Genomic DNA, 12,885 nt, shown 5'->3' with positions numbered 1-12,885 from the left:
CTCATCCTCCGCGACCAAGACGGTGCATGGACATCAAACATATAGAAATAATAACCCAGTGATTTTTCAGAGGCGAATATCTGGAAAAGTCTTGCAGTGATATGCAAAACAAAATGCTTAAAAAATTTTAAAAAATCCTAAGATTATGATACAATAGAAAGACATGTTTGGGAGTTCTATCCATTCACTCAAAACTAAATAGACGATAAATATAGGTTGGGCGCAAGCTTCAAGAGATTTCCTCCGAGGGTAAGGAGGAGGTTTTTTGATAGCTTGCGTCCTTTTTGTTTACATTCTTTTTTCTTTAGATTGTCTAAGAAAAAGCGAAGTGTAACCCTAACTGTCGAAAATACAAGGAGGAAGCTTTTGGAATTTTATAAAAAAGCAAAAGAAGAAGTTATTGCGGAGTTTTTGGTGGACCCAAAAACAGGTCTGACTGACGAACAAGTCCTGAAGCAAAGAGAGCTTTATGGCGAAAATAAACTTCCTGATGAAGAGGAAGAATCATATTTAGCCACATTTCTTAAAAGTTTTAAAGAACCGATTGTTATTGTGTTACTCGGAGCGGTTGCCTTATCATTTGTGAGCTCCTACCATGCCTTTCACTTTCAAAATGACAGCAAGCATGGTCTAGAAGCAATGTATGAAGCCATTGCGATCTTAATCTTAATTCTTATCAATGCCTTTTTAGGTTTCTATCAAGAAATCAGTGCGCGCAAAAGTTTAAATGCACTTAAAGAGATGAACAACCGTTATGTGACCGTTTTACGAAATGGGCAGTTTGAAAAAATCTACTCAACGGAACTTGTCACAGGCGATATCGTCAAAGCCTCTATAGGAGATTTTGTCGAAGCAGATGTCCGCTGGATTGAAACCAATGAACTCCAAGTTATCGAGTCACATTTGACTGGAGAAGCAGATGCGATCAGCAAGCATACAGAGGCAATTCTCGAGACGACAGAGCTAGGTGATCGTCATAATATGGGCTTCTCCGGTTCAAGCGTTTCTGGTGGACAAGGCTTAGGGATTGTTGTGGCTGTTGGTGAACATACCGAACTTGGTAAAATTGCCAAGTTGATTCAAGCTGTTGAAAACAGGACATCGCCGCTGCAAAATACGGTTCATAAGTTAACCAAAACATTGATGCTAGTCTCAGCAGGTATCGTTGTCTTTACTCTCGTAGTGGGTATCATCCAAGCTGGTGAATTAAGCATAGCATCAATTACATCTGTTTTATCAACCTCAATCGCCTTAGCTGTAGCCTCTATACCTGATGCTCTACCTGCTGTGCTTTCGATTGTTTTAACGATTGGCGCTGCCAAAATGGCGAAGAATAAGGGGCTTATCAAGTCACTTAACAGTGTGGAAACATTAGGAAGCACTTCCTACATCTGTTCAGATAAAACAGGAACACTTACCAAAAATGAAATGACCGTTACACATTTCTATACAAACGGTCAATACTATGAAGTTTCTGGTTTGGGCTATACTCCAGAAGGGGAAATTCGTAGTCTGTCCGAAGACGAGCAAGCTTCTTCATTTTCGGCCTTTATCGCTGGCGCCCTTTTGTGTAACGAGTCAGATCTCAAAGAAGTTGAAGGAAAATTCGTGCCCTTTGGTAATCCAACTGAAATTGCCTTGACCGTTTTAGGGCAAAAAGCTGGCCGCACAAAAACTCAACTTTTAGAATCGCACGTGCTCATCAGGACACTGCCCTTCACCAGTGACCGTAAAACAATGAGTGTCATCGTCAAAAAAGGCGACAACTACCTTCTCTATATCAAGGGAGCGCCAGATGTTCTGGTTGAGAAAAGTCGTGCCCTTTTGATTGATGGTGAATTAAATACCGAAGAAAGTGAAAAACAAAAATTTATCACTACCGTAAATGACTATGCCAATGAAGCTTTGCGTACCTTGGCGGTAGGTTACCGTATCCTCAGCAAGGAAGAAGCAGAACAAGGCAAGCTGGAAGATTTAGAGAAAGATATTATCTTGACAGGTGTCGCAGGCATTATTGACCCTGCTCGTGAAGAAGTTAAGGACTCTGTCAAAACATTGCAAGATGCCAGTGTCGAAGTCGTTATGATTACAGGCGATCATGAGAATACAGCACGTGCGATTGCTTATAATCTAGGTATTGTAAAATCCAAAGAGGCTAAAGTCATCAAAGGTATCGAAATTGAAGAAATGACAGATGAAGAACTTTACACTGCCGTTAAAACGACAAATGTTTATGCGCGGGTTTCTCCTGAACACAAGCAAAGAATAGTGAAGCAACTGCAAAAACACGGAGAAGTTGTGGCGATGACAGGTGACGGTGTTAATGATGCACCCGCCCTGAGAGCAGCTGATATTGGTATAGCCATGGGTATCGCGGGAACTGAGGTAACCAAGGACTCTGCCGACTTGATATTACTTGATGACAAGTTTACGACGATCGAAAAAACAGTTGAAAACGGAAGAACGATTTACGCCAACATTAAGAACTTTATCCGTCATGAGTTGACCACCAATGTCGCAGAAGTGCTTTCCCTGATATTGGGCTTGCTTTTCTTCACTGTAAGTATCGGTAATGTTGACTATACAACACCGACTTTAACAGCCTTAATGGTCCTTTGGGTCAATATGGTCAGTGATGCCGTACCATCCTTTGCTCTAGGATACGATGTCGCCGAGTCAGACATTATGAATGAAAAACCGCGTGATCCAAAAGAGTCTGTCCTTGCCAACTACACATGGTCGAGGGTTTTGATACGTGGGACAATCATGGGGCTGATGGTCTTTGTCGCCTTTGTTTGGGCAGCCAAACAAGGCATGTCAAGCAATGAAGCACAAACGGTTGCCTTCTTAACCCTCGTTTATGGGCAATTATGGCATGTTTTTGATGCAAGAAGTTCACAAACTCTCTTCAGAAGAAATCCATTCGGCAATCCACGTTTAGTCCTTGCTGTTGTCTTTGCAGGAATTTCTTCTTTCTTAGTAACGATAATTCCATTCTTTAATGTTGTCATGGGAACTGCGCCATTGAGCTTACCTGTTTATCTTCTCGTCCTCTTTGTACCGGCCTTACCAACCTTTATCTTATCGGGGATTAAGGAAGTCTTTAACGTCAAAATTTGGTAAGAGGAACTTTTTGAGAGGGGATAAGAGATTATGCTAAAATAGCAGTATAATAATCTTGGAAAGGAACTTTACATATGGAAAAAGTTAAAAGTTTTTTCACAGCAAAAAGAATTTTGGTTCTCTTGATTCTTTTGCTTGTCCTTACCTTTGCAGTCCTGAACTTTGCGCCTGTCAGGATAAATATGCTATTTTTCACTATTGATATTCCCATGTTCTACGGTATTATTGCTGTGGGCTTGATTGGGTTTGTTTGCGGCTATGTGATACGGGGCAGAAAATAAGGAAGATGACGAAAGACCGAAGGCTCCTTCGGTCTTTTTATATCGCTTGGTGGTTTATAACAAAAGTATTAGAATTTAGAGAGAAATGCAAAAGAGGAAAACCACCATGGAAGAACTGATAGGCTATTATATTAGAAATAAAGAGTTTAAAAAACTTCAAGCCATGCTGCAAGACCTGCCCAAACACGAGTTGAAAGAGATCTTGCTGCACTTAAAGATTGATGAACAAGGCAGTCTCTTTGAAGCTCTAGCGGAAGATAAAGCGCTCGAGTTGTTTAAAGTACTGCGCATCAGCCAGCAAAAAAATCTTTTATCCACACTCAAGCCACCGATGGTACAGAGTATCCTGAACCAGCTCTCGCCTGATGATAGGGTGAAGCTTTTTGATCGATTACCGGAGAAGCAGTTCAAGAGTTTTCTAAGTATCTTAAGCGCTGCAAACCGAGAGGAGACACTCAAACTTCAAGCCTATACACCAGAAACCGCAGGAAGAATCATGACGACAGAGTATGTGACTTTGACGGGAGAGTTGACACAGGAGGAAGCCCTGTCTAAAGTTTCGGATGAAGCACGACGTAAAGAAAACATCTATATCCTCTTTGTCGTTGATATGCAGGAAAAACTTCAAGGCTTCATCACTCTAGGGCAGCTTTTGACAGTAAACCCTAAGGTGCTTATCCAGGATGTAATGTCTCAACAGCCGTTCTCTGTTAAAACATCGGACGACCAAGAACAGGTCGCCCAGAAGGTAAAGGAGCTTGACCTGATCGCTTTAGCTGTGACGGATGAGGAGGAGCGTTTGGTCGGCATCCTTACCTTTACCCTCGATGAGATTCAGCGCCTTAAAGTTTTTATGCGAAAGTAGTATCCTTTGACAGCCTATAGAGCAAGTGCTATAATCAATAGCAATTCTAGCCATACAGAAAGGAAGTTCTTATGTCGATTTATGATTTTACTGTCAAAGGGAGTCAAGGAGAAGATGTTTCTCTCTCTGCTTATGAAGGAAAGGTGTTACTCGTTGTCAATACTGCTACAAAGTGTGGCTTTACACCACAATATGACGGACTCCAAAAGCTCTATGAGGAGTACAAAGATGAGGGGTTAGAGATACTTGACTTTCCTTGCAACCAGTTCAAAGAACAAGCTCCAGGAACAGCCGAGGAGATCAATCAATTTTGCAGCCTTAACTACGGCACGACCTTCCCTCGTTTCCAAAAAATTGATGTCAATGGAGAAAACGAAAGTCCATTATACACTTGGCTAAAAGAGGAAAAAGGTAGCCCTCTAGGCAAGAATATCAAGTGGAATTTCACCAAGTTTCTAATTAATCTCCAAGGGGAAGTTGTTGCACGTTACGCGCCAACCACAATACCCGAAAAAATTGCCAAAGATATTGTACAAGAACTGAAGACAGTATAAACAAAGGGAGCCCAGCGCTCTCTTTTTTTTTCATTTTCTGACTAGAATTTATGGGGACTTAGTGTAACATTCTTAAGTTATATTGATTTCATGAGGCAGGTCCTTTACCTTCAACATTTTTATGTTAAAATAGAAGAATGATTTTACTACAAGGAAACGGGATAGCACGCACTTTTGGTGGCGATGTTTTATTTGAAAATATAAATTTTAATCTTCAGGACCACTCACGCATGGCTTTAGTCGGACGAAATGGTGCGGGGAAATCGACTTTATTGAAGATTATCGCAGGGGTTGAGGAACCATCTGCCGGGTCGATTTCTAAAGTCAAGGACTTGCATTTAAATTATTTGGCTCAAGATACAGGACTTTCTTCAGAATTAACTATTTTTGAAGAAATGTTGACGGTCTTTGAAAAACTTCGCCAAACAGAGCAACAATTGCGTCAGATGGAGATGCAAATGTCTGAATTAACGGGTGCCGACTTAGAGAGTTTGATGCACCGTTATGATGCTTTGTCCGAGGAATTCCGTCAAGCCAACGGTTTTACCTATGAAGCAGAGATCAAGTCAGTACTTAATGGTTTTCGTTTTGATGAAAAGATGTGGGACCGTGCCATTTCTTCCTTATCTGGCGGACAAAAAACGCGATTAGCTCTGGCAAAAATGCTTTTAGAAAAGCCTGATTTGCTGATTTTGGACGAACCAACCAATCATTTGGATATTGAAACACTGGCTTGGTTAGAAACTTACCTGAAAAACTATTCAGGAAGTCTTTTGATTGTCAGTCACGACCGTTATTTCTTGGATAAGGTTGTCACTGAGACCTTAGAGATTTCACGCGGCAAGCTGACACGCTTTGCGGGGAATTACAGTAAATATATCGAACTCAAGGCAGAGATGCTCGCCACTGAGCAAAAAAACTATGACAAGCAACAAAAAGAAATCGAAAGACTAGAAGATTTCGTTGCTCGAAACATGGTTCGTGCCTCCACAACAAAACGTGCCCAATCTCGTCAGAAGAAGCTGGAAAAGATGGAACGTATCGAAGCACCAACCGGAAGTGAAGCTGCTGCACACATGACTTTTTCTCCAGCTAAAAAGTCGGGCAATATCGTCCTTACGGTGGAGGATGCAGCTGTAGGCTATGATAAAGTGCTGTCCGAGCCTATCAATATCGATACACGAAAACACGATGCTATTGCTATTGTAGGACCAAACGGTATCGGGAAAACAACGTTGATTAAGTCGATTGTGGGTCAAATTCCTCTTCTTAAGGGTCAAGTAAAGCTTGGTGCCAATGTCGACTTAGGCTATTATGACCAAGAACAGGGACGTCTAACGTCTTCTAATAGTGTTCTTGACGAGATTTGGAATGAACATCGTCTTTTACCAGAAGTAGAGATTCGCAATCTTTTAGGCGCTTTCCTTTTCAGCGGTGAAGATGTGAAAAAGACCGTTTCGATGTTATCCGGGGGAGAAAAAGCACGCCTTCTCTTGGCAAAACTTGCCCTGCAACATGACAATTTTCTTGTATTGGATGAACCCACCAACCACTTGGATATTGATAGCCGTGAAGTGCTAGAAAATAGCTTGATAGACTTTGACGGCACCTTACTTTTTGTCAGTCATGACCGCTATTTTATTAACCGTGTGGCAACCAAAGTCCTCGAAATATCGCCACAAGGAAGTAAACTTTATCTGGGCGATTATGATTACTATTTGGAGAAAAAACTTCAAGAAGAAGAGGCGCATCAAGAAGTTGTTTGGGAAGAAAAGCCAGAAAGTGCGGGTCAGATGGACTATGCACAGCAGAAAGAGGCGCAGAAAATCCGCCGAAGATTAGAACGTGAAGTCAATGCTGCAGAAGAAAAGCTTGCCACTTTGGAAAAGCAAAGCGAAGAAATTTCACACGCCATGTTAGAGGTAACAGATGATTTTGTTAAACTGGGTGAACTCCAAGCAGAGCTGGATCAACTGGCTGTACAAAAAGAAGAAGCCGAGATGAATTTACTGGAAGTAATGGAGAGTCTGGAAAGTTTATGATGCTGAAACAGAAAAAATAATCTATCAGAAAGAAATACTATGGAAAAAATTACTTATGACTATGCAAAAATTTCGGATTTAGGTGGAATCATGCACATTGAAACGACGGATTTTTCGCCAAATGAAGCTTCCTCACGAGAGTCAATGCTGGAACAAATTGAACGTATTAGCGACTCATTTTTGGTGGCACATAACGAAAGGGGTACAGTTGTGGGATATGTGGCTGGTCCTGTGACAGCTGGTCATTTTGTGGAGGATAGAATGTTTGAGCACTCGGAGCGTAACCCGAATTTTTATGGCTATCAGAAAATCACAAGTTTGGCAGTTCATCCTGATTATCAGGGGCAAGGAATCGCCAAGGAGCTGATGTCCCGCTTTATCGAGCAGGCGCGACTGAAAAATCGGCGAGGTGTGAGCTTAACTTGTCATGATTATCTGGTGGGCTATTATGAAAGATATGGATTTGTCAACAAGGGCATTTCTGAATCTCAATGGGGCGGCGAGATTTGGTATGACATGACTTTAGAGCTTAGAAAATCACGTTGACAATCTTGTTTTTTTTAAATAGAGTTTATGATTGCAAACTTCGACTAAATCTGTTAGACTATATAGCGATGAACCTTTAAATTAGCACGAGAGGCTAGCAAGGAAACCGTATAATTGTCTATTTATATAGTATTTAGGAGCATTCTAAGTATTATCGGCATATTTTTTTACGCACTTGCAGCTTTCTGCAGGTGTTTTTTTCTATAATACCGTGCTGTTCAGACTAACTTAAAGGACTAGAAAAGAGGAAAATATGTCATTATCAAAAACTATTGCTGCTGATTTATTAGAAATAAAAGCTGTAAGCTTATCGCCAAGCGCGCCTTTCACTTGGGCGAGCGGGATTCAGTCTCCTATCTACACAGACAACCGTGTGACTTTGGCTTATCCAGAAGTACGTACACGTATTGAGCAGGCTTTTGCGGATTTGGTCAAGGCAGAATTTCCAGAGGTTGAAGTGATTGCAGGTACAGCTACAGCCGGTATTCCTCATGGTGCGATTATCGCTGATTATCTGGAGCTTCCTTTTGCCTACATCCGCAGCAAACCAAAAGATCACGGGGCAGGTAACCAGATAGAAGGTCGTGTTTCGAAGGGACAGAAAATGGTTGTGGTTGAAGATTTGATTTCAACAGGAGGTTCAGTATTAGAGGCGGTTGCTGCGGCACAACGTGAAGGCATCGAGGTGTTAGGTGTTATCGCTATCTTTACCTATCAGTTGGAAAAAGCAACCTTAAAATTTGAACAAGCCCAAGTACCGCTACATACTTTGACAAATTATTCTGAACTGATTCAAATCGCACAGGAAACGGGTTATGTAACAGAGGATGAACTTGAAATGCTTAAAAAATTCAAGGACAATCAGGAAACGTGGAATAAATAACATAATAAATATTATGTAAAATGCAAGAAAGGGAACAGATGATACTCATAAAAAATGGCCGTGTAATCGATCCTAAGACGGGTTTTGATCAAGTTGCGGATGTGTTAATTCAAGACAAAAAGATTATTCGTATTGCCAAAGATTTGGAAGAAGAAGATGCGGAAATTATTGATGCCAGCAACTTGATTGTTGCACCAGGGCTCATCGATATTCATGTGCATTTCCGTGAACCAGGTCAAACGCATAAAGAGACGATACACACTGGGGCTTTATCTGCAGCACGCGGTGGCTTTACGACGGTTGTGATGATGGCAAATACTAAACCGATTTTATCAAGTCCTGAAGTACTTGCAGAAACACTGAAACTTGCAAATGAAGAGAAGATTCATATTAAGTCCGTTGCTTCTATTACCAAAGATTTTGATGGACAACATTTGACGGATTTTGATACTTTACTGGCGGCAGGCGCAGTTGGATTTTCGGATGACGGTATTCCACTCAGTGATTCAGGCGTTTTACATGAAGCATTAAAGAAAGCCAAGAAAACCGATAGTCTGCTCTCTATTCACGAGGAAGATCCCAACTTAGTGGATACGCTTGGAATCAATGAAGGCGAAGTGGCACATCAATGTGGCCTGACAGGAGCGACAAAGGTGGCCGAATACAGTATGATAGCACGTGATGCCATGCTGGCTTTGGATACTCAAGCCCGTTTACATATTCAACATTTATCCGCTGGAGAAAGTGTAGATGTAGTTCGTTTTGCGCAAAAGATGGGCGCAAAAGTCAGTGCTGAAGTCACACCGCAACATTTTTCATTGACAGAGCAAGCAGTACTAGAGATAGGGACAAATGCCAAGCTTAATCCTCCACTGCGTCAGACAAAAGATATTGCAAAAATCTTGGAAGGTTTGAAAGATAATACTATTAGTGTTATCGCTACCGATCATGCCCCACATACACATGAAGAAAAAAATGTTGCTCTGGCTAAAGCACCGAGCGGCATGATTGGCTTGGAAACTTCTTTGCAACTTGGGCTTACGCATCTGGTAGCGCCTGGGCATCTCGAGCTGATTCAATTATTAGAAAAAATGACTGCTAATCCAGCCAAACTGTATGGTTTTGATGCAGGATATTTAGCGGAAGGCGGCCCGGCCGATATCACCATTTTCGATGCCAAGAACACTTATAAAGTGGATGAAAACTTTGATTCAAAAGCCAGCAACTCACCATTTATTGGTCAGGAACTTTTGGGACAGGTAAAATATACGCTTTGTTCAGGAGAAATTGTTTACCACTCATAAAAATCTTGCAAGAGCTTACATAAATTGTTAAAATGATTTTAATGTTTAATAAATTTTATTCTAAGCAATAGGAGAAATCTCATATGAAAATCACTAAAACAATTAATGCTCCTGTCGAATTTGTCTACAATCAGATTCTGAATTCATCACTTTATGATATCGAAAAACATACCGGTCGCAGGCCTGATATCAAGTCTCTTAGTGGCTTTGAGTACTCAAAAACATTTGGCAAAAACCAACATGGAACCATTAAGATTGACGAGGTAGTGACAGCCACCAGTTACGCTTTCACTACGAAAACTATTCGCAACACTTTTCATACGCGCTGGAGCTTTCAGCCGGTCAATGGTAAGCAGACTCAAATAAATATCGAGGAAAGCCGTACTTCAAGCGGAATGATTCAAAAACTGAATGATATGTTTGTTGGAACGCTTCTGGGGCACTGGAAAAAACGTCAAATGGTCGCTATTCTAAATCATATTGAACAAGCTTATAGTGGTGGGAAGTGACGATATGGAAAAGAAACAACATGAACTTTTCGAACTGGCTACGTATGCTTTTAATAAGCCAAGAAGTAAAGAAAGAGAAGAGGCGTTTGAGAAACTTTTGAGTTTTTCAAAACCTTACAGTTACCGGGAAAATGGTGAATTATCCTCTATGATTATCGACACTTCTTTTCATGTCTACTGGAAGGAGGCGAAACTAAAGATGTCAGGGATTGGTTATGTTGCCTCTTACCCAGAATTTAGAGGGAACGGCAGTATTCGCAAACTCATGACCGATATTTTGGAAGACAACTATGAAGCTGGCACTGCCTTAAGCTATCTGGCACCTTTTTCTTATCAGTTTTATGGTCAATTTGGCTATCATTACGCTTTCGACCAAAAAGCTTATACGATACCTGCCCAAGAATTTCCCAAGGGCAAAAAAACAGCAGGACAGGTGCAGCGTCGTACTGTAAGTGAAGAACTTTTTGAAGATATGGCTGAGGTCCATGATCAAGTCTATAACCAAGGTTCTCTGGTCCGTCCGCAACATGTTTGGGAATACTACTTCAAGCATAAAGCACAGCCCTTCTTTGCGACTTATGAGGAAAATGGTAAAATTTTAGGCTACTTAATTTATGAGTTTTCGGATACGGCTTTTGTGATTCGTGAATGTATGACGTTGACCCAAGAAGCTCAAGCTGCACTTTATCGTTTTGTATCCAGCCATGCAGCAAGTTTTGAAGTTATCAAGTGGACAGCACCGTCAAATGTCTTCCTTGAATATGATCTGGCGGAGCCATCGCGAATACAGTTGCAGCTGCGACCCTATATGCAAGCGCGTATCGTTAATCTACAGGCCTTTTTAAAAGTGAACGGCCAACCTGAATTTGCTGCACGTATTGTCGATGATATTTTGCCGCAAAATAATATCTGTGTTGGCCCTGAAACAGACGAGCCAGAAGAAATGACCATTGGTGCATTTACTGCACGTGTCCTACGGGAGAATAAAGCCATTCTTCGTGAATATTTTTAAAGTTATCAATAAAAACGTCAAGTCTTAACATTTTTCATAAGATTTGGCGTTTTTATTAACTTAAACTAAAGAATAAAAACTTTTTTTGTTTCTAAATTTGTAACATGTTTCGGAAATTAGGCCAAAAAATGAAGTTTTTATTAATTTTAGAAAAATAAAAGCGCTATAAATAAGGGTTTCATTAAAAAATATTTGTTTTTTCGCTTAATATTGTCCGGACAAATTATATTTGAAATCGCTTTCCGAAATAGCTATACTATTGGTATAGATAAAAAGAAGGAGATCATTAAAATGGCAGATAAAGTTATTGCACTGGCCTGTGCAGCAGGTATGTCAACCTCATTACTCGTGACAAAGATGCAGCAAGCCGCACAAGAAGCAGGAAAAGATTATGAGATCTACGCAAAGTCTGTAGCCGAAATTGATAATATGTTGTCTAGTTCAGAGAAACCAGATGTATTGCTTCTCGGTCCACAAGTGGCTTATATGAAAAATGAAGTTATTAAAAAAGCAGCAGCAGTTGGTGTTCCTTGTGACGTGATTAAAATGCAAGATTACGGCATGATGAATGGTAAAAATGTCGTCGCCGCTGCAGATGCATTGATGAATGGATAGTGGGAAAATCTAGAGTAAGAAAGGAGTATTATGGGAAAACTAGGTATCTCGATTTATCCGGAACGTTCCAACTTTGAGGCTGACAAAGCCTATTTAGACTTGGCTCACCAATATGGATACACCCGTGTCTTTACTTCACTTTTAGAGATTAAGGGAGATAAGGCAGCTGTTCTTGAGAGCTTTACGAAAGTGATTGCTTATGCAAACAGTCTTGGTATGGAAGTCATGGTAGATATTAATCCTGCCTTATTTGAACAACTTAACATCAGCTATGATGATTTAAGTTTCTTTGATGAAATGGGTGCTGATGGTATTCGTTTAGACCTTGGATTTACAGGAGCTGAGGAAGCACGTATGACTCGCAACCCTTATAATCTAAAGATAGAGATTAACATGAGTCAGGGAACAAGTTATGTGGACAGTATCATGGACTATTCGCCCAACATTGAAAACTTACTGGGCAGTCATAACTTTTACCCCCACCGTTATACAGGCTTGGCATTTGACCACTATGTAAAATGTACGAAGAAGTTCAAGAAGTACAACTTAAACACGATGGCTTTTGTGAATTCGCATGAAGCAACCTTTGGACCTTGGCCTGCTCAAGACGGTCTATGTACGCTAGAAGAACATCGTAACCTTAGCCTAAAGACTCAGGTAAAACATTATAAGCTCTTAGGCGATATTGACGACATTACCATTGCCAATGCCTATGCGAGTGAAGCAGAGCTGAAGCAAATGGCAGAAGCCTTCCATGCACCAATGCCTGAACTTAAAGTGGTTCCCCGACCTACAATGACAGAAAATGAACGCAAATGTGTTTTTGAAGCGATGCACAGTTACCGTGGCGACCGTTCAGAATACATGCTACGTTCAACCATGACTCGCGTTATCTACAAAGACTTGGATTTCCCGCCACATGATACAGATACAATAAAACCAGGCGATGTGATTATTGACAATGATGGATATGGTCAATATAAGGGAGAAACACAAATCGCTCTGAAGGAAATGAAAAATGATGGTCGGGTCAATGTTGTTGGACGTATCTCGGAAGACGAAATGTTCTTACTTGACTTCATCAAGCCTTGGAGTTCGTTTAAATTTATTGAAAGTGATGAGCTATAATTTATAACCTTATACGCAAATAA

At 40.7% G+C, this 12,885-nt stretch carries 12 protein-coding genes; all 12 read left to right on the top strand.

The window, feature by feature from the left end:
• Positions 1-366: 366 nt before the first annotated feature.
• The 12 genes from B4H39_RS06725 (at position 367) to B4H39_RS06670 (ending at position 12,862) form a co-directional block, all read left to right on the top strand.
• Positions 367-3,123, top strand: coding sequence for a cation-translocating P-type ATPase (locus B4H39_RS06725; protein WP_251420744.1), 2,757 nt, complete (start codon positions 367-369; stop codon positions 3,121-3,123).
• Positions 3,124-3,197: 74 nt separating this feature from the next.
• The gene (locus tag B4H39_RS06720; RefSeq protein WP_251420747.1) at positions 3,198-3,404 is read left to right on the top strand and encodes a hypothetical protein; all 207 of its coding nucleotides are present in this window, start codon (positions 3,198-3,200) and stop codon (positions 3,402-3,404) included.
• 106 nt (positions 3,405-3,510) lie between these two features.
• Positions 3,511-4,269 (top strand): magnesium transporter MgtE N-terminal domain-containing protein, encoded by a 759-nt coding sequence (locus B4H39_RS06715; RefSeq protein ID WP_251420749.1) that lies wholly within the window; start codon positions 3,511-3,513, stop codon positions 4,267-4,269.
• 71 nt (positions 4,270-4,340) lie between these two features.
• Entirely contained in the window at positions 4,341-4,823 is a 483-nt protein-coding gene (locus tag B4H39_RS06710; protein ID WP_251420751.1) for a glutathione peroxidase, read from the top strand.
• A gap of 137 nt (positions 4,824-4,960) precedes the next feature.
• The gene (locus tag B4H39_RS06705) at positions 4,961-6,865 is read left to right on the top strand and encodes an ABC-F family ATP-binding cassette domain-containing protein (protein ID WP_251420752.1); all 1,905 of its coding nucleotides are present in this window, start codon (positions 4,961-4,963) and stop codon (positions 6,863-6,865) included.
• A 39-nt stretch (positions 6,866-6,904) separates the two neighbouring features.
• Positions 6,905-7,411, top strand: coding sequence for a GNAT family N-acetyltransferase (locus B4H39_RS06700; protein WP_251420754.1), 507 nt, complete (start codon positions 6,905-6,907; stop codon positions 7,409-7,411).
• Between the two features lie 253 nt (positions 7,412-7,664).
• Positions 7,665-8,294, top strand: coding sequence for an orotate phosphoribosyltransferase (gene pyrE / locus B4H39_RS06695; RefSeq protein ID WP_251420756.1), 630 nt, complete (start codon positions 7,665-7,667; stop codon positions 8,292-8,294).
• A gap of 38 nt (positions 8,295-8,332) precedes the next feature.
• Positions 8,333-9,598, top strand: coding sequence for a dihydroorotase (locus B4H39_RS06690; RefSeq protein ID WP_251420758.1), 1,266 nt, complete (start codon positions 8,333-8,335; stop codon positions 9,596-9,598).
• A gap of 83 nt (positions 9,599-9,681) precedes the next feature.
• Positions 9,682-10,107: a DUF3284 domain-containing protein gene (locus tag B4H39_RS06685; protein ID WP_202231411.1), complete on the top strand. Its 426-nt coding sequence runs from the start codon at positions 9,682-9,684 to the stop codon at positions 10,105-10,107.
• 4 nt (positions 10,108-10,111) lie between these two features.
• Positions 10,112-11,119: a GNAT family N-acetyltransferase gene (locus B4H39_RS06680; protein ID WP_251420760.1), complete on the top strand. Its 1,008-nt coding sequence runs from the start codon at positions 10,112-10,114 to the stop codon at positions 11,117-11,119.
• A 291-nt stretch (positions 11,120-11,410) separates the two neighbouring features.
• The gene (locus B4H39_RS06675; protein ID WP_202230608.1) at positions 11,411-11,734 is read left to right on the top strand and encodes a PTS sugar transporter subunit IIB; all 324 of its coding nucleotides are present in this window, start codon (positions 11,411-11,413) and stop codon (positions 11,732-11,734) included.
• A gap of 30 nt (positions 11,735-11,764) precedes the next feature.
• Positions 11,765-12,862 carry a DUF871 domain-containing protein gene (locus B4H39_RS06670; RefSeq protein WP_251420762.1) on the top strand — a complete coding sequence of 366 codons (1,098 nt, stop codon included), beginning with the start codon at positions 11,765-11,767 and terminating at the stop codon, positions 12,860-12,862.
• Positions 12,863-12,885 lie beyond the last annotated feature (23 nt).

Source organism: Lactococcus sp. UBA7128, from assembly GCF_002492185.1.
In the GTDB taxonomy this organism is placed as follows: Bacteria; Bacillota; Bacilli; order Lactobacillales; family Streptococcaceae; genus Lactococcus; species Lactococcus muris.
The sequence above is the reverse complement of the archived record's forward strand: the minus strand, read 5'-3'. Positions and strand labels throughout refer to the sequence as shown.